This is a genomic window from Pseudoalteromonas luteoviolacea H33-S (assembly GCF_001625695.1).
Classification (GTDB): Bacteria; Pseudomonadota; Gammaproteobacteria; order Enterobacterales; family Alteromonadaceae; genus Pseudoalteromonas; species Pseudoalteromonas luteoviolacea_B.
The window spans coordinates 16,722-40,499 of the sequence record NZ_AUXY01000079.1 but is presented as its reverse complement, the minus strand read 5'-3'; the positions used below and the strand labels follow the sequence as shown (position 1 = coordinate 40,499).

The following is a 23,778-nucleotide window of genomic DNA, read 5'->3' as shown; positions in this document are numbered from 1 at the left end:
GGCTTGTTTAAAACATACGGAGTTAAAACAGCTTTTATAAACTGCGCTAAACAGAACCCTGTTTTTGTCTGAAATGAAAACGAATATGAAGATCAAATAAGCATGCCAATATACGCAATGCATCGTAATAGACTTTTCCCGTTTGGTTGATTCCCACTCTTAAAGCAAACCCCCGTTTGTTGTATCCATACCGGTGCAAGCTCACTACCAATTTAGAGTAAATTACCCTGTGGACAGCAAGTGTCCACAATCGTGTCACAGTGACACATCTGGACAACAGATGTGTCCATTCGGACACTCGATAAAAATACAAATTATAAAAGTCATTAAAAATCAAAGGTTTATTTTTATTTAATTGTTGGCACTGTCCTCGCTTATATCTAAGTATCGAAATCAACAGGTGGTATAAAATGATTAAAGGAACTCAGTCCCAGGATGAAGTCATCGCGCCAAGCACGCGTTCAAGTAAACTTAAATTCGTTGTTTCAGCGGTATTGATGACGCTGATCACCGTAGTGTCTATCCCAGCGATTAGCCAGTGGTACTCAGGTATAAAAACGGTATCTTACGCGCAGTTGATTACAGCCAAAGTGATAAAAAAAGATCTAGTGAGAGATGTGTCTGTCTCTGGTCGTTTAGTGGCAGCCAATGCGCCGCAAGTATATAGCCCGGAGCCAGGTCAAGCGACCTTGTTAGTTAAACCCGGTGATAGAGTGGAGCAAGATGCGTTGCTTGCAACAATCCACAGCCCAGAACTCGATGCCCAAATTGATCAGCAAAGTTCGTTGCTGACTCAGTTACAGTTGGAGTCCAATAGAGGCTTATTAGCAGACGATGAAGCACAACTTGAATTGGAGCGCAGTTTAGATGAAGCGACTGTGCGTTTAAATGCAGCTCAGCGCGAACAGCGTCGCTCCAAAGAATCTTATGACAAGCAAGTGATCAGTGAGTTGGACTTTGCCCGCAGTAAAGATACGCTCCTTGAGGCACAACTGATGCACAAGCATGCGCAACAGCGTGTTTCTATGGCTAAAAAGCGCTTAGATTTTGAGGCGCAAACAAGAGAACTATCGGTACAGCGTCAAACGCAAATCTTAGACGAATTGAAGCGCAGACAACGTGCACTGGAAGTTCGAGCGCCTGTGACTGGGGTCGTCGGAAGCTGGTTAGTACAGCAAAAAGAGCAAGTTGCAGATGCCCAAGCACTTATGACCATTGTGGATTTATCTGAATATGAAGCTGAGCTACAAGTACCAGAGTTTTATGCTGACGATTTAGGTATCGGGCTAAATGTTGAGATATCTCTTGGCGGGCAGTTTTATCAGGGGGCGGTGAGCTCAGTATCTCCAGAGATCCAACAAAACCAAGTTGCCGTGCGAGTGAAGATTGATGCCGATAGTGATTTAAAGCTACGTCAGAATCAGCGCGTAAATGGACGTATTGAATTTGAGAAAAAAGCGCAGGTACTGCAAGTCAAGCGCGGCCCGTTTTTATCAAGCTTTGGAGGCAAGCAAGCCTTCGTGATTCAAGATCAAATGGCTCAGGTACGCGACATTAAAATAGGGGTATCTAGTGTCGACTATGTCGAATTGATCAGCGGCGTTCAAGAAGGTGAAGAAATCATTATTTCTGACTACGACGCATTTAGCCAAAGCCAAACTTTTAAGATTTCAAAATAAACAACAAAAATTAAGGACCTAATTATGCTTTCAATGAACAATATCAGCAGAGTGTATCGCAGTGAAACGATTCAAACGCATGCGCTACGTGACTTTAACTTACAAGTGGATGCCGGAGAGTTTGTGGCAGTGACAGGCCCATCAGGCTCAGGTAAGTCGACATTTTTGAATGTGGCGGGGTTACTTGATGAGTTTAACGAGGGGGAGTATGTCTTGGATGGCACTTCTGTCAAAGGGCTATCAGATGATGATTTATCGCGTTTGAGAAACGAGAAAATTGGGTTTATTTTTCAAAACTATAACTTGATCCCAGACTACAGTATTTACGATAACGTGGATATGCCACTGCGTTATCGTGGCTTAAGTGCTAAGCAAAGACGTAATCGCATTGAGCATGCGCTTGAGCTGGTCGGATTATCAAGTCGCCATAGTTATTTACCCAGTCAGCTGTCAGGGGGTCAACAACAGCGAGTTGCCATTGCAAGAGCACTGGCAGGTGAGCCTAAGATTTTATTGGCTGATGAACCGACGGGTAACCTTGATTCACTAATGGCAAGGCAAATCATGGACTTGCTAAAAACCATTAATAAAGAAGGCAGTACCATCATCATGGTCACGCACGACCCAGATCAAGCCAGAGAAGTGAACCGCAATATACAAATCATTGATGGTCAAATCACGGACTACAGCATTTATGCGCCAGTTGAACAGGCACCAATCATAAATCAGAACCAGCCAGTGGCTTAGGAGGTAAACATGGATATGTTTTCTTATTATGTGCAGCTATGCGTGCGCAACTTTAAACGCACACCGCTGTTTTTTTCCCTGATTATTTTAACCCTGTCGATTGGGATCGGCACCTTGTTAGCTAATTTATCTATGCTGTCTTTGATGTCACAAGATCCTATACCCGGTAAAAGTGATCAAATATTCATTGTGAATATGAATACTTACGCAGGTTCAACGAATAACTTTGGCAGTATGCATACGATCAGATACAGCGATGCAAAAGCAATACTGGATGCTGGTGTCGCAGAAAATGCAACCATGCACTATGCAACTCATGTCTATAGTCGCCGTGCAGACTCTGATGATTTGACACGTTACTCAAGTAGTACGCGAGCGACCACCGCCTCATTTTTTGACATGATGGGCGCTGAGTTTGCCCATGGTAAAGCGTGGGAAAATGAGCATGGTACAGAGGTTGTGATTGGCCATAAGCTCAACATGACCTTATTTGGTGGCGAGAATAGTGTCGGCAAGCAAGTTGAGCTACAAGGTAAAATTTATAACATTGTCGGTGTATTGAAACCTTGGCATATGAGGCCGCTTTTTTATCATGCCTCTGAAGGAAACGCCTTTGATGAAACAGATGATTTGTTTGTACCCATTGAAGTGGCCATAGACAATAATTGGGCCATCTATGCGCGAGCGGTATCGACAGATAGCTACTCAGTACTGAGTGAAACGAGACAGATTAATGCGTATTACATTCAGACATTTGTTGAGCTGGTAGATGAGCAGCAGCGATTGGCTTTTCAAACCTTTATCGATAGCTATGCGCAGCAGCAAAAAGAGAAAGGTAATCACCGCCATGAAGTGGATAACCGACTTTATGATGTAAACGCTTGGTTGGATGAGAACGAAGTCGTCAATAAAGATCTTTTAGCGTTTACTTTTGCCACGGGTATCTTTCTGCTGGTGTGTATTTTTAATGCCAATAGCTTGATGTTATCTCGCTATCAGGCTGGGCAGTTTGAAGCAAACTTGCGTCGAGCGGTTGGCGCCAGTCGCAAGCAAGTGTTTTATCAAGGCGTGATAGAGAGTGTGATTTTAGGGATCACCTGTGCCTTGGTATCTTTGGTGTTGGCCATGAGTTTATTGGCCTTGTACCGTCAGTTATTCGAAGACTTGGCACCTGTAGCAGAATTGCCGCTACACATGATAGTGATTGGTGTGGGTGTGGCACTGACTTCCAGCCTGTTAAGTACCATATATCCGCTTGTGCAGGGCGCACGTACGCCGCTAGCTAGCATCTTGAAGTAAGGAGTAGCACTATGAATCTAAAAGCATTATTAAAATCTATGTTGCTGCGTAAATTTGCAACAGGTTTGCTTATTTTCCAACTTGTATTAACCATAGGACTGGCTTGTAACAGCTTATTGTTAAGTATTGAAGCCAATGAAAAGTTAGCCCGAGATGTGGGTTTTGATATGGAAAATGTATTGGTATTTCAGGTCCGTCCAACTTCAGAAGCCTTTTTAGATGCCAATTTCTTCTTGTCTGTAATAGATGAAGATATGGCGGCTTTGAATAAACTAGATGTAGTTGAAACGGTGAGTTTTACCAACCAATTGCCGCTGATGAAAGGCGGTAACTTCCACTCTATTGAAGATGTAAATCAACCCGAAGATGCGCCAGTAGAAAGGCAGTTTACAGGTGTGCCAATGTACTATGTAGGCGAACAGTTTTTTGACTTACTCGGCGCACAAATGCACCTTGGGCGTGATTTTACGCTTGATGACAATGCAACACATGGCTATTTAGAGAATCATGAATTTGAAGCCAATATCATTTTAACTCGTAGCTTAGCTGAGGCACTGTACCCGGGAGAAAGCGCGGTTGGCAAGCATACCTCTGAAGGGCGAGTGATCGGCGTGGTGTCGGATATTGCAATTAGGCCTTCGAGTAAATACCCACATCATGGCATATTCATGTATAGAAATATGGCTCGCTCTCAAATGCGTTTAATGTATATGGTGAAAGTCACCTCAGGTGATATACAAAAGACTAAAACGGCGATCACTGAGGCCATTAATCAAGTACACCCTGAACGAGAGATCCGAGAGATCCTGACCATGGAAGAACATCACAGTGATTATTTTAAAGAGTCGAGCAGTTTGGCAACCTTATTTAGCTTGCTGACCGGGATGATGTTATTGGTGACCATGATCAGTTGCTTTGCTCATGCACACTTTCATGTGTCTAAGCAAAAGCGTTTAATTGGTATTAGGCGTGCATTGGGCGCACGGAAAAAGGATGTATTAGTCTATGTGTTGAGCGAAAACTGGCTGGTCAGTGGTATTGCCGCACTACTTGGGGTCGCGAGTGTGATTGCAGTGAATATGTTATTGGCAAAAGTCATTGTGATACCAAAACCGGATGTTATCAGTTATTTGTCTTGTGTTATCATCGTGTTTATATCTGGTACTGCGGCAACCTGGTTGCCTGCATGGAAAACAACAAAAATAGCGCCAGTGGTTGCAACCCGCACGTTATAAAAATGAAGGAAAGACATGTAGTGACCAGTTAAAACGGTCACTACATGACATTTAAATGGTTATGAACACAATTCTTGTTGTCGATGACAACCCTGATATTTTAGATGCGTTAGATTTATTGCTGAGTATTCACAGTTACACTGTATTGACAGTCACTAACGTTAAAGATGCCATTTTGACCGTCTCTCGACAAAAAGTGGATTTGGTCATTCAAGATATGAACTTCAGCGAAGGGACCACATCAGGAGATGAGGGAAAGCAGTTATTTGGTACATTAAAAGAGCTAAACCCCACTTTACCCATCATTATCATCACCGCTTGGAGCCAATTAGAAACGGCGATAACGTTAGTCAAATCAGGTGCCGCAGACTATCTCCCTAAGCCTTGGGATGATAAGAAGTTATTACAAGCTATCGAAGAAAATATCTCAGTACAAGCTGCGCCTACCCCCGAGTGCAAATTGATTTATCAAAGTCGTGAAATGAGTGAGCTTATCTTTACCTCGACTAAGGTGGCCGCTGCGGATATCAACGTGTTGATCACCGGCCCGAATGGCTCAGGTAAGGAAAAGTTAGCTGACTTTGTTCACCAAAAATCGCAGCGTGCGAATGCGCCTTTTATTAAAGTGAATATGGGCGCTATCCCACAGGAGCTTATGGAAGCCGAATTATTTGGTGCAGAAAAAGGCGCGTTTACCGGTGCAAATCAAGCAAGGGCAGGGCGTTTCGAAGCAGCTGATGGCGGCACATTATTTTTAGATGAGATTGGCAACTTACCACTTGCAGGCCAAATGAAACTATTGCGCGTGTTGCAGACCGGTGAATTTGAGCGATTGGGCTCTAATGTGACGCAAAAGGTAGATGTACGAGTGATAAGTGCGACTAACGCCAACTTATTGCTCGATATTAAAAGTGGCGCGTTTAGAGAAGATTTATTCTATCGCCTCAACGGAATGGAACTGCAAATTTTACCGCTCAATAAACGCAAAGCAGACATTATTCCATTGGCTCAACACTTCATTGGTGTGGCGCATACGCTTACCAAAGAAGCAGAGCACTTTTTAATGCAGCAAACATGGCCTGGTAACGTTCGAGAGCTGGAAAATAGCTGTCGACGAGCATTAATTTTTGCGGATAAAAATCAAGTTGATGTCAGTGCTTTTCAAGGACATGAGCAAACAACAACATTGAGCGAAAAAGAGCACATGCAGCAGGTACTCGAGAAGCATAACTGGACGATTGCGCATGCGGCGCAAGAGTTAGGTCTCAGCCGTCAAACTTTGTATCGTCGTATTGAAAAGTTCAAATTGGAAAAGCATGATGAGTAAAGTGATTGCTTTGCTTTTTATTGGCCAACTGGCATTTACCATAGCCGCTGCACTCTATGGGCCGTCATATCCTTGGATATTTCTGATTTTAGGTATAGTACTGTTTACTGTTATCGGATATTTGTACCGTGCTTACAACCAAACTCAGGCCAATATTCAGCGCAGTATTGAACAGGGGTTTTTGAGCCTGATCGATGGTGATTTTTCGGTTAGTATCGCGCCCAAAAATGATCCTACTTATGACCGTGTGTTTAATTTATTCAATCAATGTACTGAAAAACTAAGAAAGGAACGTCAGCATCTTTATCAACGTGAGATGTTGCTTGATAAAGTGCTCAACACCTCTCCTGTGATCACGTTTCTGGTTAGTCCTGAGCATAAAATTATTTTTGCCAATCGCGCTGCAGAACTCATGTTTAAAGAAGGGGATTCTTTGTTAGGTCACAGTTGGCATGATATCAGTGAAACGCTAGATGATGACTTTGCGCACGCCTTGCAAAATAGCGGAGAGAGTATTTTTACCCTTAACGATCAAAACGGTGATGAGCAAGCTTGGCACTTGGCTAAATCTAGTGTGCGTATTCATCAAGCAAGCCATACGCTTTACCTGCTAAAAAGCATCACTCATGAGCTTGGGCGTCAAGAAGTACAAACGTGGAAAAAAGTGATCCGAGTGCTCAGCCATGAATTGAACAACTCCATTGCTCCCATTAGCTCTATGTGCCACTCAGGGCAATTATTGGCACAAAACTTATCTGAACCAAGATTAGATAGAGTGTTTAGCGCGATTTCTCGACGCATTGGGCACCTTAATGAATTTATTAAAGGCTATGGCGAGTTATCAAAACTAAAAATGCCGAATAAGAAGCCTGTTAACTGGGAATCTTTAGTTGAACAATTAAACGCATTATATCCGTTTGAACTCACAACGGCGCTTCCCTCCAAGCAGGTAGTTGCAGATGAGCATCAGTTAGAGCAGGTGCTTATCAATATTTTAAAAAATGCCCATGAAGCGCAAAGTGAGCAAAGTGATGCGCCACCGGTCCAGTTGAGTTTTACAGAACAAGGACAGCACAATGTGAGCATTGCAGTGCGAGATTTTGGCTCAGGAATGGCAGCAGAAGTACTGGAAAATGCATTACTGCCATTTTACTCTACCAAGCACGCTGGAACAGGGTTAGGTCTGGCATTATGTCGGGAAATTATTGATGCGCACCAAGGAAAATTAGCGTTTCGTAATTGCGCAGACCGAGGGGTTGTGGTGAGTGTTTCATTGCCTTTAGGCTGAGTTTTCACATAAAAAATAAAGCGCTTTTGGATAGCAATGAGCTGGTCGCATTGTTAGCTTTGCCTCTAAAATGATACATAGTTATTAAATTGGCATAGGAGAGTAGCGGCGATTTCGCCGCTGGTCTTTAAATATCGCGAATACTGACGCGGCTATTATCTTGGACATCAGAAATACTGGGTTCTTCAGACTCAGAAGGACTTTGCGGTGATTCAAAGTCATACTCTACCGGTCCATCTAGTATGGTTGCGGCCTTACCTTTTAACGTCAGTAGTTTTGAAGCGATAATATCGATATTACCGCTGGTATCTAGGGTGATAGAAGCGCCTTGGCTATACAGACCGAGCGTACCCATACCAAGGCCGCGTATGGTGATACCATCATCACCGTGGATCACTTGGCTACCATTAGGCGCACAGAGCACAATACCACCGACACTCTCAAGGTTACAGTCTTGTCCAATGACGCAGTTTATATGTTTCCCTGATTTGATGCTGCTATGGGTATTGGCGCTGGCTTCTATTTTACTACCGATAAGGTTTTGAATGCTATTGCTGTGCGTTTCAATGGTACTTCTATCTGTGCGCATAGCGACGGCTTTTTTTGATTTGAGGTGCGCACTTGCGCGTGCTTGCATTTGGATGCGGTTATCACTTTGGATGGTGAAGTCATCAGCACTGATCAGCGTCATTGCGCCTTGTTGAGCGGCTACTTGAATAAAAGGGGCGCTACGGTCACTGTTTAGCTCGATATGCTGCTCGCCGTTGAGGGTTTTGAGCAGTACCTTAGGTGTGCGCTCATTGTCATCAAAAAGCAGTTGGTTATCGGTGCGCGTTTGCATGATATTGTGTTCAGCATTTTGACTGGTGACCAAACTTGTTTGTTGCTGGTCGGGGGCAAACCCCATGATATAGGTATTGTCCGGGTCGTTATTGATGCAACCTATCAGTACTTGGCTGCTCGGCAAGAGTGGAAAATGCCAACCTGTGGCTTGAGCTTGGCCACTGCAGGCATAGCGTGTGAGTGCCTTAATTGCGTGCGGCACAACCGAGATATCTTCTGCATATTGGGGTTTATAGTTATAGTGCCCGTTGCTATCTAGGGCCACTTGAGTCGGATCATTGCCTGCTTGCTCGGTGACTACATGCGCGCGAAATACCATAGGTTTTGGTAAATTTGGTTGGATGGGGAGCTTAAACGGGTTGCTGCGAGGAATACAGGTAATCTTGCAATGATGGCGGGCACTATCTGGCTCTTCGCTGCTACCTGCACTGAATATGTGCTTTGCTTCAATGCATAAATAATCGCCACTGACTTGGCCAATGGCATTGCATACGAGTGAGAATGAATACCCAGGTAGAGCGTCTGGCACATTACCTGTGAGGCGCAGCACATCATTTTTAGCGCGTGCTGAGAGTTCAAAATCTGTGCTTAACTGGACTGTGCTTTGTGCATTTAAGTTGGGCTCAAAGTAATTTTTTGTGACACTCGTTCCTGTGCTTGGTGGGCTGGTGGATTGGTGAACTTGACTGCCCTCTAAATGCCATGCCACTTCTCGATTAAACTCAAAAAAGCCGACATGCTGACTGGTGTTATTGCGCTCTATACCATCGCTGCTGCGCAGCCTTAACTGAGTTCGACTGACATAAGGCGAGTTGAGGTTACTGTCACTGATCACCACTTTTTCGTTTAAGCCAGTGCACTCAAACCAGTAAAACAGCCCATATTGCTGCAAGGTTCGAAGTAAAAACTGGTGGTCTTGCTCAAGGGGTTGCACTCTGATTTTTTCAAAAGGGAGAGGGTGTGACAGCCGCCAATCAATTTGATCGGCTTGATAGCCCGCTTGAGTCAGTAGCTGCTGGATGACAGAGCGTACATCGGAGTTTACAAAAATGCGGCTGTGTTGAGAGTCGACCAACCTTGAGAGCTTAGGTTTGAGCGTAAGCTGATATTGGTAAAGCTGTGAGTGCACATGCTGAGCTGAAAAATCGCTCAAGGTTGCAGTAAAAAATGTACTCTTACCATCCTTATGTATTGTTTCAAAAGTAACAGTATTTCCTAGTACTAAATCATTATCAATTTTGAGTTTAGACTCTATTTTGACGTTTAATAAAAAAAACTCACTAATACATGAAGTTAATTCAAAGTATGTAACAAAAGCTTGATGACTCAGTCCATATATTTGCATCCTTGTTTGTGCCATTTTTCTATCCTTAATCGTTGAAGTTTTTCATTTTTGTTTCACTTGAATGTAACTTTTATGTAATCAAATTTCGGGTTTAAACTGTGTTTTTAACGCTTTAATATGAGTTAAACTCATACTTTAAGTTTGTTTTTGATCATAAAGTACGTGTTTTTGTTAATCAAATATTTTATTTTTGATTAAATGGTTTGATCTGGAGATTTATTTTATGTATTGTCTGTGTCGATTTTTGGCAAGGGTACAAATGTGGGTAATTATTGAATCAATAAATTAACAATAAATGATTCTTTATTACTGCTTTTTGATTTTAATCAAGCATTGATGTTGAAGTTTAAGCTAGGTATTTAGTTGCGGTTTATAAGCAAGACGATTTGCAATCCGCTAATTTAAGGCCATTTATGCCGCAGGGCTTCAATGGACATCATTCGCAGCTGTGAACACCTGTACCAAAACAATAAAACTTATGTAATTCACTACAAGGAATAAAATCATGGCGAGGTTGATTGTCTGTTTTGTGGCGCTGCTAAGTTTGTCTGCATGTATGACGACTCAGGTAAAATTAGATGTTCAGGCGACCGATAACATAAACTTAAATAAGTTTGATGAGCCATTGCCTGTGGTGTTGAAGGTGTATCAGCTTACTGATGTACAAGCCTTTAGAAACGCGACGTTTGAACAACTGTGGAAAGAAGATAGGTCTATTTTGGCCAGCTCTCTGATCACAGTTGAAGAGCGCACCATTAACCCTTCTGAACGCCTAAAAATCAATTTCGAGCGAGCTGACTCTGCCAAGTATGTTGGCTTTGTTGCGCTATTTCGTGAGCGCACCGACGGTAAGTGGCGCACCTACTACGACCTAAACGACTGGCCAGTACCATTATCAACGTCGCTTGATATCGAAGTCCAAAGCAATGCATTGTATGTACCGGGTGCGGAAGACTAGCTCATGATATTCGATAACCTGTCTTTTAAGCCAGTGTGGGCTGAAGGTGTGATGTTGAGTCAGCAGCACTTTCAGCACTTGGATAAGCACTTGCAAAGTGAAATGGCTGCGCGTAGTCGTTTATCGCAAAAAGTGCCTTATGGATTCTATCGCCTGCAGTTTGATGAAAGCGCTATTGCAAAAGGCGTGGTTAAACTATTGGCTGTCAGCGTTATTTTCAAAAGTGGCCGGTTAATCGAAATGTCGTTTACTGACTCAGATGCGCTCACTTATGAGCTCGATGACGGTCAGCAATCTGTGACGCTGAGTTTAGCACTGGCAACCAATCACGCAGTGAGTGACATAAAAGGTTATCCGCAAAATGGCCAACTCAGTGCCTACCAATGTGAATTTGTAGAATTACAAGATGAGCATGACCCTGCACGAGGCAAAGAGGTCATGGTGGCCAAGCCCAAACTAATGCTGATTGAAAGCTCATCCAGCCAAAGCTTTATTGAACAGTTGCAGTGTGCAAAGGTGATAACGAATGAGCAAGGGGAGTTTGCATTTGATACACATTTTGTGCCCTCACTACTTAACGTGCGTGTCCATGCACCGACATTTTCTCGGCTAAATAGTGCAGGTAATATTTTAAACGCCAAGTATCAAGCGCTGCAATCAAGTCGTACACAGATGGGCGTCGTTGAAGATTTTGGTCCCAGCGATTTAAAGCAATTTATGCTGCTACAAGCCATGTCTGCAAATATGCCTTATCTGAATCACTTACTGTTGTCCCAGTATACCCATCCAGAAGACATGTACATTGCCATGAGTACATTACTGACTCAATTGGCTCATTTTGAAGCAGAACAACAGATAGATATACCGCCTTATCAGCATGACAATTTGGGACAAATTTTTGGCTATTTTGAATCTCAAATACAGCAGCTTATCGGCAGCATTAGTACCAAGCGCTCCGCTAATTTACCACTTGAAAAGCTTTCTGATTCGATGTTTGAAGTCACTGGCTTTGAAGCCGATCAGTTTAGAAATAATGAGTTCTATTTAGCGGCATTCTTTGAGCACGAATCAACACAGTGGATAGAGCTGTTTGCCGACCAAGTGAAAGTGGCGGCATCGTCGCAAATTGAAATGCTGATCGCATCAGCTCTGGGCGGCGCTGAGCTGACCCACTGCCAAAGACCTCCCAGCAAGGTGTCACTCAAAGGCGGTTATGAATACTTCAAGATCAATGCCTCTAGTGCGGCATGGGCGCAAATAAAACAAGAGCTTTCACTGCGTATTTTTGTGCCATATAGCTTGCAAAGCGTACAAATTGAATTGGTGAGCGTGACCAAATAGGAGTGAATGACAGTTATGACAAGGACATCAACACACACTGAATTATTGGCGTGTATTTCGCCCGTGCTAGACATAGTGCATTCGGTCAGGCAAGGGGGTTGCCAGTCAACAGACATCGAGGCATTGCGTGAGCAAGCGCTGAATGCCTTTGATGAATTTGAGCGCGATTGTTACGCCAATGGGATCACCGCAAGTGACATGCAAGAAGCCAAATTTGCACTCACAGCCTATCTTGATGAGCAAATTATGGCCTCTGAAATGGAATCAAGAATGGCTTGGATGGCTCGTCCTCTGCAGCTTGAGCTATTTGGTAATTCAAGAGCTGGGGAAGCATTTTTTGAAAAGCTGACTCACATTCGTCAAGCCGGTGCCAGCAAGCGGGCGGTTATCGAAGTGTATTTCGTCTGTATGCAGCTGGGTTTTGAAGGAGTTTATAAAATTAAGGGTGTAGAGCAGCTTAAAGCCCTGATGTTAGATGTGCGCGCCCAGTTGGAAGAGCTATCAGGCAAAGTACCGCTGAATTTATCAGACACCTGTATGCCTGCTGAGCATGTTGTGACGCAATTGGGCAGAAGGCTTCCTTACTGGGTGATCTTCAGTATCACCGTGGCGGTGTTGTTGTTGATGTATTTGGGCTTTCACCAATATTTGCAAGGCAAAGCAGACGAGCAGTTTATTGAGCTAGAGCAACAGGTTGCAGTATTAACGCAGTTAGAAAAAACAGGGAATATTAGGTAGTGCTATGGCGGGTTCAGTTAATAAAAGTGGTTTAATTCACCTCTTACTTAATTTCTTTTCTTCACGAGCAACAGCCAAATGGATAGGACTTTTTGCTCTACTAAGCTTGGCTTGGTTTGGCGGCCGTTTCATTGGCTTAGGTGGCGTTGATCAGCGACTATGGTTGATGGGCGGCATTTTTGTCGTCTTCATGCTGGTGCTGTTTGTGCGTTGGCTGTGGGCAAAGCGCTCTGGTGATAAGCTGGCGTCAGAACTGGCTAATCACAATGCCAGCTCTGAAGCGGAAGTGGCAGAAATTAAAGAAAAGATGCAAGACGCTCTGGCTGCATTAAAGGCGTCTCACCTCGGTGCTGGATATCGTGGTAATACGGCGTTATATGCGCTGCCTTGGTATATGATCATCGGTCCGTCTGCGACCGGTAAAAGCACCTTGTTTGCTAATTCTGGACTGCATTTCCCCTATTCTAAATCGAATCAAATGCATATTCAGGGCTTTGGCGGTACGCGTAATTGTGATTGGTGGTTTTCAGATCAAGCGATTTTAATTGATACGGCAGGCCGCTATACCACTGAAGAGAGCGACAAAGAGCAGTGGTTGTCGTTTTTAAAATTGCTTAAGAAAAACCGTCCAAAGCTACCCATCAATGGTGTAATGGTCGCCATCAGTATCGCGGATATTTTAACTTCAGATACTGAACAAGTACGAGACCATGTTAAGCAAATTCGCACTCGTATTGACGAACTTATCAACCAACTTGGGATTATTTTCCCGATTTATATCGTGTTTACCAAAACCGATTTGATTAGCGGGTTTGAGCCGTTTTTTAACGAGCTATCAGAGCAAGAGCGCTTGCAGCCATGGGGCGCTTACTTACTGGATAAAAATCAAACGCCAACCAGCGATGAGGCTTGTGACACCTTTAATGCTGAAATGGAGAGTATGTATCAGCGTCTGTGTCAGCAGCGATTAGTCAAGATGACGCGCGAGCGAGATACCCAGCGTAAACAGCTTATTTACGACTTTCCAAATCAGTTTAAAGCGGCATCTGATAAGGTCAGCGAGTTTGTTGAGATCTTATTCAAAGAAAATCCATTCCAAGAGATCCCTTGGTTTGCGGGCGTCTATTTTACCTCAGGCACGCAAGAAGGGGTGCCCATTGAGCGCAGCTCTAAAACCAAACTGGCGACCTTCCGCTCAGTGTTATTTGAGTACCGTCAACAAAGTTTAACCAGCGCATTTTTTGTCAATAAAGTTTTCAATGAAGTGATGTTTAAATTGCAAGACCTCACTAAAGGCAACCGCAAAAAGCGCAAGATACAAAAATGGGTCAAAGGCTTGGCAATCTGCACCAGCATCACAGCGATTGGCTTGATGTCGGGGTTGTTGTTTAACTCGTACACCCATAACACGCAATTGCTTAATACCGGTGAGCTATTGAGTAAGCACGTAATTGCCACCAGTGTGGAACATCAATCTGAGGTTGAGCAGTTTAATGCTGTGTTGGCGTTGTTTGAGCACTATCAAACACTCGAGGCGTATGAGCAGAAGTTACCTTGGTACTTTCTATTGGGCGTGTATTCAGCGGACACCACCAAGGCACCGATAAAACATATCTTGCAGCAGCGCGTGCAATCATTAATTGGCGGACCAGCAGCACAGCAAATTGCAACGGCTTTGGCCAGTTCACACACTCAGTGGCAAGACTTGCAAATCGCTGAAGAACAAGTGATCAAACGTGTCGAACCGCAACTGCGAGACAGCTATTACAACTTGATGAAGTTTCAGCTGATGATGAGTGATGAGTTTGCGCGTTTAGATCATGCGTTTGTGAGCAATGCTATTTTGAGCATGGTGGCACAGCGCTTAGAGTTGGATATCGAGGCGGATGAAACGGCGCAAACCACAGAGAAGATGCGTGCCTTGGTTAATTTTTACATCGCACAATTACGCCAAGACACTGAAGCGCCAGGGCTGGATGTGTGGACGTCACAGGAGCACCTCATTGCACAGGCCAGAGCCAACTTAACCACAGATCCGCAGCCTGATGTGATCTACGGGCAGATCAAGGACAAAGTCTCTGTTTCCAACCCTGAACTGACGCTCGATCAAATGATGAGCCAAAATAATAAAACCTTTTTGAAAAGTGAGTTGACTGTACCGTATGTCTTTACTCAAAAGGCATGGCAATCAGAGGTATACAGCGAGATAAAGCGTCGCGCAAACATTGCTTTTTCTGGTGATTGGGTGATGGGGACTGAGCAAGCAGGTGCTGAAGGCGCCATTGATGAAGCCAAAGCCAATGAACTGGCCAGCGCTATTCGGGCTTTATATTTTAAAGAGTACGCCACGGCGTGGTTTGATTTTATTAATGCTGTTGAAGTAAGACCATTTAATACCAGCAACGCAGCCAGCCTAACATTAGGGCAATTGTCTTCTACGCAAGGGCCTTTGGTGGATTTAATGAAGGCCATAGACGCCAACATTAACTTGAGTAATGCACCGCTTCAAGAGCCTGAAAAGCTCAGTGGTGTGAGTGAGAAAATCATTGATAAAGTGAAGTCAGATACCTTGCTTGGCAACAGTAAAGGGCTTGAAAGCTTAAGCAGCAAAAAAGTACCTGAATTGGCACAGCGTTTCGCGGATTTAAGACGCTATACCTCAGTCTCTGAAGAGGCACAGGTTTCAGATTATCTGCAGCAATATTTAGGTGCATTAAGTGCCTTCCACTCGGATATCAAAGACATTGCAGCCAGTAATGATGATGACTTCATGGCGATGGAGTTTTCACGCTCGCTATTAACGGGTGAAGACAAAGAGAACGCATTGCAAAGTGCATGGGTGGTGGTAGAAAGCCAAGTGAGAGCGCTTGACCCAGACAGTAAGCAAGTGCTGGAGCGACTATTAAAAGCGCCGTTATTAGCCAGTGTGCAAACCGTGATGAACGAAGCAAGAAGTCAGCTAAACGATCGTTGGTACAACAATGTGTATATCAGCTACAAGGACAACCTCAAAGGTAAATACCCGTTTAACTTAACTGGGCCAGATGCCGCAGTTGAGGACATCTCTGAGCTACTTAATCGCGACTCCGGTATTTTTTGGGAATTTATGGATGCAAACTTGGCCCCGTTTTTAAAGCTTAAACGCGGTGTGTGGGTAGAAAAAACTTGGAATGGCATCGGCCTTGGTTTTGACAAGCCCGTACTGGATAAATTGACCAAGGCGCGCAAAGTAACGCGTTCATTGTTCCCAAGAGAGGGCTCTGAAGTGGGGATCAGTTTCCAAATGATGCCTGTTGCGCAGCGCGGTGTGCGTGAAACCTACATAGGTTACAGTGACCAAAGCTATCGCTATCGCAACGAACCTGAAGAGTGGCGCAGGTTTACTTGGCCCGCAAGAACAGGGGCAGAAAAGGCCACCATCTATGGCATGGATCGCAAAGGCAATCGGATAGAGATCCAAAAAGACGGCCCATGGGCGTTATTGAAAATACTCAACGAAGCGCGTGTTAAATGGGTTAAAGGCACAGAGTATATGGCGACGTGGGAGTTGCTATTGCCTGAAGAAGAAAGTAGCGAAGCTCATGAACATATTCAGGTACAGGTAGCGCTTAAATCTAGTCGCAATAGCGGTATCTTCAGCAAGTACTTTATGTCGTCTTTTGCCTTGCCAGAAGCCTTGTTCACAGGCCGTGTGCAACTGGCCAGTCAAGCAGCAAAGCAGGTGCAGTAAGGGATGAGTATGTTCAGCTTTTTTTCCAATAAAAAACCCAACAAGGTACCCGTGAGCTTGCCTTTTGGCTTTATGGGCAAAAGCCCGATACAAGCCGATTTTGTGAAGTATCACGTAGACTCGCGTGAAGTCATCAACATGGATCATTGGCTGCAAGAGGGCTACGCACATGTGTGCCGCAGTGCGTTGCAAGGCGACAGCCATTTTGACGACCAATTGACAACGCTGTTTTTTATTGCTGGTGGTGAGGCTGACAACAGCATGATGGGAGTATTGCAGCCAAGCCAAGACAAAAGCGGTAGGCAGTATCCATTTAGCTCATTTATTTTGTGCAGTAATGCGGACTTTAAAACGCATCCGGCGTTTTTATTGTATGAACGCTTTAACATTATTCGCTCCTTAATTTTAAATCATGAGCTGATCAAAAGTGCGAGCTCTTTAGAGATGATGCAAAAAACAGCACATGAGTTACAGCCTTTGGGTGAGATGTGCGATCAGGAATTGGACTTTAATACTTCGATGGAAGCGCTAAGAAAGCAACCCATTGAGCGCATCTGGTTTGCACTGGGCTTATCGACTGTTGAGCAGCGCGGCGCACTCATTGAGCAGTTGATGCATGCGCTTAAAGGCTTATCGGCGCAGGGCTGCAAACGCAGCCAATTTGGGATCAAGTTACCGATGCCACAATTAGGTGATGACAGCAAGCTGGTCGCCGCATTTTGGCTACATTTGATCACCAATACGGTGGCAGATAATCACTGGCAGCCTTGGTGCTTTTACAACTTTGGACAGCTCAGCTGCTCAGCCTCTTTGGTGGTGTATTGCCGACCTGTGCCGGCCTCTTTTTTTGCATCGGTTTGGCTTGATTTAGCAACAGGCTCAACGGTGATGGATTTTACCAAGCTCAATGACAATCAGCCGGTATCAAGCAAGGCATTAGAGCTGGCAAAAGCCACCAATATGAGTGTGTTTGATACCTTGCGTAGCTGGAGCAAAGTGTAATGGCACAACCACATGGTTATCCGTCTTGGCAAGCATGGAGCAGCGCACTTCTGAGCGAATTTGAGCCAGATAAGTGCGGTGAAGATGTGCGCTATGACGATGACTTTAAATGTGTGAAAGCCTCGTCATCAGGCGCGTCAGAAGTTGATTTTAAAGAGATATTTATCATCTCTAGTAAATTACTGGCGGAAAAAACCAAAGATTTACGGGTGGCATCTTATTTGTGTTTAGCAGCCACACAAGAGTTCGGGATCAATGGTTTATTGCCCAGCTTGAGGCTGTTCAATGACTTGGTAAAGCAGTTTGATAATGCCCTGTACCCTGAAAAGCCGCGAGCGCGGGCATCAGTACATACGTGGTTCTTACAGCAACAGCAGCGTTTGCTCAGTGTGGCAGATAACATTGGCGGCACGACCCCTGAGCATTGGCAAACACTCGATGCAATATTGCAAATTTATGCCAAAGAGGTTGTGCCATTTTTAGATGACCAAGCTGGTCCTTTGGCAGATTTAGGGGCGTGGTGTGAAAAAGGCAGGATCAGTCAGCCGATGCCTAAGCCAGATCCTAAACCTGAACCAAAACCAGTTACCCAAGAGCAGCCGCAACCAGCGCCTGTTGCTGACCCTGAGCCTGCGGCGGTAGCTACCAAGGCCGCAGAGCCGATTGTGGTACCGCCTAAGGTGACAACGCAAGCAATAGATTCTGACAGCGATTATATGGCGCAGGTTCGCACTTTGTTAAAGCATGACAGAGCGCAGCAAAACTGGCCAAGAGCCATGCACTTAGCACGCGCAGTGCGTTGGGGCGCATTGGCCTTACCGCCTCATGACGATAATTTAAAAACACGCTTGCCCGCACCGCGAGAAACCGCGTTTGCACCAATAAAAAACGCGTTGGCAAACGAAGAATATACCGAAGCGCTGGCAAAAGCAGAGGCGCTGTTTATGGAAGGGGCGATGCATTTTAATTTGGACTTACAAAAGTTCACCTTGGATGCGTTGGCAGGACTATCAAAGTCCACTTTAAAAGGCTGGTTGGAGCTGCAATTAGCGGCAATTGCGCAGCAATTTCCTAAATTATTGCAACTGAAATATGAAGATGGCAGTGACTTTTGCAGCGCGGCAAATCGTGAGCGCATTCAAGAGCACGCGCTGTTTCAAGGCGGACAAAGCCAAGACGCTGGCCAGCAGCAGTGGCAGGCGGCGATGAGTGAAGCACAAAAGCTGGTGGATGATAACGAACTAAAAAAAGCATTGCAGCTGATAGATACCCAGCCGATGAGCACGGCCTTTGATAAAGCTTGTGCGCGCCTTAATCAAGGGCGACTGCTACTGAGAGCCGAACGAGCCAGCTTGGCAGTGCCGATTTTTCAGCAATTACTGTCAGATATTCAAACCCATCGCCTTGATTTGTGGCAAGAGGATTTTGCAATGGACGTTTGGCGCTACGCCAAGCAATGCTTTGAGGAGATGTCTCAAACGCAAGGAGATGAATTTGATTTGCAAGTGGCTGCCATTGAGTCGCAGCTATTGGTAACCAAAGTGAGCTCAGCGATCGACTGGGTGTAAATCGATACACGATGACCTTTCTTTATGGAAAGCGTAAAGAGTAACAATAGGGAAGAGCATGACAGATACATTTCAAAAAGAAATACCCAGAGCGCGGATCAATATCGCGCTAGAGCTGGACACGGATGGCGCCACACAAAAAAGTGAGCTGCCAATGAAAGTGCTGGTCGTTGGTGACTATTCAAATGGTCAAAACGACGCAGACTTAGCTGAACGTGAACGTATTTCGATCGACAAAAATAACCTCGAGCAAGTACTCAAAGATATCTCGCCCAAGGCGCAATTTCAGGTGCGCAACCGCATTGCAGGCGATGGCGATATCAGCGTGAACTTAAAGTTTGACGAGTTTAAATCTTTTGACCCAGAGCAGGTTGCCGCACAGGTACCTGAGCTCAACAAAATGATGTCGATGCGTAACTTGTTACGGGATTTGAAATCAAACCTATTGGATAACTCATCACTGAGAAAAGAGTTAGAGCGCATCTTACAGAGCAAGCCTGAGCTCGATGAACTCAAGGCGAAACTGGATGAGCTGGCACCGCTTGCCTCTGAACAAGACAAGCAGCCTAAGCAACCGCAGGAGTAAGGACACCCTATGAATATGCAAGAAAACCTAAATGTGGCTGCACGCGCAGAAGAAATCGAAGCGGTTTCTACGTATGAAGCCATTTGTGACTTAGTGGATATTGATCCGGTCGGCAGTGAGATCAGCATAGATACTTTCAGAGATGCGAACAACTTGGCTGAAACCAATACCAATGAGCGTTTAACCGCGGCTATCAACGTCTTTTTAGACATGGCAAGCTCAGATGGCCAGCAAGTATCCCGTATCGATAAGCTGCTATTGGATGATTACATTGCTAAAGTTGACCGCATTATCTCAGAGCAGTTAGATGAGATTTTACACCATGAGAACTTTCAAAAAGTTGAATCGGCATGGCGCTCTTTACGCTATTTAATTAATCGCTGTCCTAACAATGCCAACGTTAAAGTTGAGCTGTTAGATGTAGATAAAGAAACCTTGCGTGATGACTTTGAAGAGTCACCAGATACCACACAGTCTGTGTTATACAAACAGGTCTACACGGCTGAATATGACACGCCGGGGGGCGAGCCAATTTCAACCATGGTGTCTAACTTTGAATTTGACTGCTCAGCACCGGATGTCTCCCTTTTGCAAGAGATCTCGCGCGTGTCTGCGGCCGCACATTGCCCATTTTTAGCCAGTGTTGGCTCGAAGTTTTTCTTGAAAGATTCACTGGAAGAAGTGTCTAAGATCCAAGATTTACGCTCTTACATGGAACGTGCGGAGTTCCAGCGCTGGAAAAACTTCAGAGAGTCTGAAGACTCGCGTTATATCGGTCTTGCGTTCCCGAGATTTTTACTGCGCTTACCGTATGGGGATTTAAACCCAATTCGTAACTTTAATTACCAAGAAGAAGTGACCAGTGAAGATCATGAGCGTTATTTGTGGGGTAATGCGACATTTGCCTTTGCAGCCAATGTGATCCGCAGCTTCCACGAAAATGGCTGGTCAGTGAACATTCGCGGGCCGCAATCAGGTGGACGCGTAGAGAATTTACCACTTCATTCATTTGAAGCCGGTCGCGGTCAAGAAACCAAAATCCCAACAGAAGTCCTGATCTCCGAAACCAAGGAGCTGGAATTTGCGAATCAGGGCTTCATTCCTCTGAGTTACTATAAAAACTCTGACTTTGCGTGTTTCTTCTCGGCAAACAGTGCGCAAAAGCCACAGATTTATGAAACGCCAGAAGCTTCTGCAAACGCTCGCATTAACTCACGTTTGCCATACATCTACTTGGTGTCGCGCATAGCCCATTACATGAAAGTATTGCAGCGCGAAAACATCGGCTCGAGTAAGCCAAGGCATGAGCTTGAGCAGCAGCTCAATGATTGGTTGGGTGCCTTAGTCACTAAGATGAACAACCCTGATGAGTCGCTTATAGCGACACACCCATTGAAAGATGCTGAGGTCAATGTTGCGGAGATCCCTGGTAACCCAGGTTATTACCGAGTCAGCACCTATGTGGTGCCGCACTTCCAAGTTGAAGGCATTGATGTACGCCTAGCTCTGGTGGGGCAAATGCCTGGTGAGAAATGAAAACCAGACATGAGTTCAGTGAAGCGTATTTAAGGCGGGGAAACCTGCCTTCTCTTCAAGTCACCTTAAAAATAAGAGTATGGTTATTCAAATATAAATAGGTTGGGGATTACTAGAACAGTTTTTGAAAACCTTAAATAGGTTAGAGGAACAACGAAGAATATTAATACGTGTCTAAGGTTAAAGTTTTAGATCTTGTACCAAAGTAAAGCAAGCTTACTGAAAGCGACACTCTCATATAGTGCATCATAAGAATGCTAACTCGCACATTAAGAGAATGTTGGAAAGTATTAATAAATGGGTGTCGGAATGAATAAACTTTATTACTTATTAGTGTTGTTTTTTTCGCTGAGCTTGTCAGCAGAAACCGTAACACCCGAGATGCTTTTTGCAAAAAATAAATTACAGGAAACAACTATCTCCTATACCAAGGCGATGGAAACGTGTTTTGAACATACTCCACGAGTTAGGCCAAAACAGTTAGAGATAGATAGGCTTGAAACAGAATTAGTTGTAAATGCAGTAAATTATTTGCATTACGTGGCACTTAATCATTGCATGAAAGACGAATATATTCGTTTTTTAAGCGCGGTTGAGTTTTATAACTCCCTTGTCAGTAGTGATGAAAAACTTACCGTTGGAAGTTTTGTCACTGACTCCTTAAAAGAGGAGGTACAAGGGGAGTTAGAATTTAAACAGCTGCCAGAAGAGGTCCAGCAGCACTTTTTACAGCTGGATGTACTAAAAGTGCCATTTGACGTGGCCACGCTAGTGATGGAATTACGTGGTGATTTGTAAAAGAGGTGGATATTACTCTGAGCTTGTATAGAAGGGGCATCTATAAAAGTGATTGCGTATACAAATTCAGAGTTGAGTTAAGTTAAGTTAAGTCTTATTAGTTTGGACACACTGCATATAAAAAGAAGAAATAGCAGCGGTGATGAGCATGGTGAGCTGCGCTAATTGGTGTACTGATGAATCTAAAAGCAGATCATTTTATTTGGAAAATTATATGTGTGGTGCAAGTGGCTGTAACTTTGTTTTCAATATACGAAAATCAAAGTTCAGCTATTTATGAAACGAGCGCTTCTTTTTTAAAAGGTGTTCTTTTTATTACAGATTTTTTAGTTTTAGCAGCAAACATATGTCTGATTTTACAAGTGCGTGTTCTAAGTCAAAATGCGTGGATTTTAACGGTTTTACTATGGTGGCTTGTTAATGTTTTTTGTTTATTAAACGAGTTTTACTTGGGCGGTTATACCTCATCTGAAATGTTATTTATGGGGAATATAATTTGGATTTTAATTTTATTTTCTTTGCCTGTACTTAAGTATGGCGCTTTTGTAAGTGATACAGCGAAGACATGAATAAAGTTGATTGCATAAGCCATTACAGCTTGGTGTGCGTTAGGCCGCTAATGAAATAAACGGATTTATAAAGTATTGAAAGATTGCCCTGGGTTGGCGGCAACCAACCCAGGACATGTTCCCAAATTGGCATGAAGCGTGGCGCTTTTTTTGGGATCTAACACAGCCGAGGCGGTGTTAGAGCGATGCCATTAATTATCAGGAAACAACTTATATTAAAAGGAGAATATAGAAATGGCAATTCCAGCGTATTTGTGGTTAAAGGATGACCAAGGGAATGAAGTAAAAGGTTCAGTAACTGTGGCTGAGCGTGAAGGGTCAATTGAAATTTTACACTTTGACCATGAACTCCGTATCCCAACGGACAATGACACAGGAGAGCTAACAGGGACTCGTAAGCACGAACCTTTCATCATCACAAAAGCTGTGGATGCATCTACACCGTATTTGTACAAAGCATGTTCAAATGGTCAAACACTAAAGCAATTAGAGCTTAAGTGGTACCGTATTGATGACACTGGTACTGAGCGCGAGTATTTCCGCCACACGCTTGAAGATGTAAAGATCACATCTATTACGCCAACCATGCACAACGTAAAAGATCTGGACAAAGAGCGTTATCCGCATCTTGAGAAAGTGAACATGCGTTATAAGCGTATCACCTGGACTTACCTAGACGGAAACATTGAGTTTTCTGATTCTTGGACTGAGGGTCGTTAAGACCACTCATCAGAGGCAAAGCAGTGCTTTGCCTCTTTTTAAACAACTCCATGGTGACGCAATATGGCTTTATTTGATCTGTTGGCGCAGTCTCAACAACAAGCATATAACCCCAATAAAACAGCGACGCGCTCATTGAGTGTGTGTGAGCATCTAACGCAGTTGCTCAATGCACGGCGCGGCGTGCTGGGGCATTTAGAAGATTACGGTTTACCCGATGTAGAAGATATTTACGAGGGACTGCCTTATTCACAACATACGTTGGCCAACGAAGTAAAAAAAACCATAGAAAAATACGAGCCACGTATTGCCAATATTGTTGTGCGCCCAGTGGAGATTAAAGAACATAATTGCGTGATCCGCTTTGATATTCGCGCAGAGCTAAAAAGCGGTGAGATCATTCGACTGAATACCCGTTTTGCATCAGGCGGCAAAGCCGATGTAGATACTCAGATCAAGGACGAATAAA

Annotated in this window: 19 protein-coding genes; 18 read left to right on the top strand and 1 reads right to left on the bottom strand. The window is 44.2% G+C overall.

All coding sequences use genetic code 11. The features are described from left to right. Positions 1–410: 410 nt before the first annotated feature. The 6 genes from N477_RS14575 (at position 411) to N477_RS14550 (ending at position 7,575) form a co-directional block, all read left to right on the top strand. Positions 411–1,679: an efflux RND transporter periplasmic adaptor subunit gene (locus N477_RS14575; protein WP_063364387.1), complete on the top strand. Its 1,269-nt coding sequence runs from the start codon at positions 411–413 to the stop codon at positions 1,677–1,679. Positions 1,680–1,703: 24 nt separating this feature from the next. Next, entirely contained in the window at positions 1,704–2,426 is a 723-nt protein-coding gene (locus tag N477_RS14570; RefSeq protein WP_063364386.1) for an ABC transporter ATP-binding protein, read from the top strand. Positions 2,427–2,435: 9 nt separating this feature from the next. After that, positions 2,436–3,725, top strand: a complete 1,290-nt coding sequence (locus tag N477_RS14565) for an ABC transporter permease (protein WP_063364385.1) — start codon at positions 2,436–2,438, stop codon at positions 3,723–3,725. 11 nt (positions 3,726–3,736) lie between these two features. Next, the gene (locus N477_RS14560) at positions 3,737–4,960 is read left to right on the top strand and encodes an FtsX-like permease family protein (protein ID WP_063364384.1); all 1,224 of its coding nucleotides are present in this window, start codon (positions 3,737–3,739) and stop codon (positions 4,958–4,960) included. A 61-nt stretch (positions 4,961–5,021) separates the two neighbouring features. After that, on the top strand, positions 5,022–6,287 hold the full coding sequence (locus N477_RS14555) for a sigma-54-dependent transcriptional regulator (RefSeq protein WP_063364459.1): 1,266 nt from the start codon (positions 5,022–5,024) through the stop codon (positions 6,285–6,287). Further along, the gene (locus N477_RS14550) at positions 6,277–7,575 is read left to right on the top strand and encodes a sensor histidine kinase (protein WP_081216652.1); all 1,299 of its coding nucleotides are present in this window, start codon (positions 6,277–6,279) and stop codon (positions 7,573–7,575) included. The genes N477_RS14555 and N477_RS14550 overlap by 11 nt, the downstream gene beginning before the upstream one ends. Before the next feature lie 127 nt (positions 7,576–7,702). Here N477_RS14550 and N477_RS14545 read toward each other — a convergent pair whose 3' ends face one another. Further along, the gene (locus N477_RS14545; protein WP_063364382.1) at positions 7,703–9,778 is read right to left on the bottom strand and encodes a contractile injection system protein, VgrG/Pvc8 family; all 2,076 of its coding nucleotides are present in this window, start codon (positions 9,776–9,778) and stop codon (positions 7,703–7,705) included. A 490-nt stretch (positions 9,779–10,268) separates the two neighbouring features. Between N477_RS14545 and tssJ the strand changes: the two genes are divergently transcribed. The 12 genes from tssJ (at position 10,269) to tssE (ending at position 23,777) form a co-directional block, all read left to right on the top strand. Continuing rightward, positions 10,269–10,721, top strand: a complete 453-nt coding sequence (tssJ, locus tag N477_RS14540) for a type VI secretion system lipoprotein TssJ (RefSeq protein ID WP_063364381.1) — start codon at positions 10,269–10,271, stop codon at positions 10,719–10,721. 3 nt (positions 10,722–10,724) lie between these two features. Continuing rightward, positions 10,725–12,062, top strand: a complete 1,338-nt coding sequence (gene tssK, locus N477_RS14535; protein WP_063364380.1) for a type VI secretion system baseplate subunit TssK — start codon at positions 10,725–10,727, stop codon at positions 12,060–12,062. Between the two features lie 15 nt (positions 12,063–12,077). Next, on the top strand, positions 12,078–12,800 hold the full coding sequence (gene icmH / locus N477_RS14530; RefSeq protein WP_063364458.1) for a type IVB secretion system protein IcmH/DotU: 723 nt from the start codon (positions 12,078–12,080) through the stop codon (positions 12,798–12,800). Positions 12,801–12,804: 4 nt separating this feature from the next. Beyond that, entirely contained in the window at positions 12,805–16,530 is a 3,726-nt protein-coding gene (gene tssM / locus N477_RS14525) for a type VI secretion system membrane subunit TssM (protein WP_063364379.1), read from the top strand. Between the two features lie 9 nt (positions 16,531–16,539). Further along, a complete protein-coding gene (gene tagF, locus N477_RS14520) occupies positions 16,540–17,532 on the top strand; it encodes a type VI secretion system-associated protein TagF (protein WP_063364378.1) in 993 nt (330 codons plus the stop codon). Next, positions 17,532–19,100 (top strand): TssA family type VI secretion system protein, encoded by a 1,569-nt coding sequence (locus N477_RS14515; protein ID WP_063364377.1) that lies wholly within the window; start codon positions 17,532–17,534, stop codon positions 19,098–19,100. The genes tagF and N477_RS14515 overlap by 1 nt, the downstream gene beginning before the upstream one ends. Positions 19,101–19,158: 58 nt before the next feature. Continuing rightward, complete coding sequence (gene tssB, locus N477_RS14510) at positions 19,159–19,686, top strand: type VI secretion system contractile sheath small subunit (RefSeq protein ID WP_039610623.1); 528 nt, start codon at positions 19,159–19,161, stop codon at positions 19,684–19,686. Between the two features lie 9 nt (positions 19,687–19,695). Beyond that, positions 19,696–21,222: a type VI secretion system contractile sheath large subunit gene (gene tssC, locus N477_RS14505; RefSeq protein ID WP_039610624.1), complete on the top strand. Its 1,527-nt coding sequence runs from the start codon at positions 19,696–19,698 to the stop codon at positions 21,220–21,222. A gap of 309 nt (positions 21,223–21,531) precedes the next feature. After that, positions 21,532–22,020 carry a hypothetical protein gene (locus N477_RS14500; protein WP_231098179.1) on the top strand — a complete coding sequence of 163 codons (489 nt, stop codon included), beginning with the start codon at positions 21,532–21,534 and terminating at the stop codon, positions 22,018–22,020. Between the two features lie 176 nt (positions 22,021–22,196). Next, entirely contained in the window at positions 22,197–22,589 is a 393-nt protein-coding gene (locus N477_RS14495; RefSeq protein ID WP_063364376.1) for a hypothetical protein, read from the top strand. Positions 22,590–22,823: 234 nt separating this feature from the next. Beyond that, positions 22,824–23,309, top strand: coding sequence for an Hcp family type VI secretion system effector (locus N477_RS14490; protein ID WP_039610625.1), 486 nt, complete (start codon positions 22,824–22,826; stop codon positions 23,307–23,309). 63 nt (positions 23,310–23,372) lie between these two features. Then, complete coding sequence (gene tssE, locus N477_RS14485) at positions 23,373–23,777, top strand: type VI secretion system baseplate subunit TssE (protein WP_039610626.1); 405 nt, start codon at positions 23,373–23,375, stop codon at positions 23,775–23,777. Position 23,778: the final 1 nt, after the last annotated feature.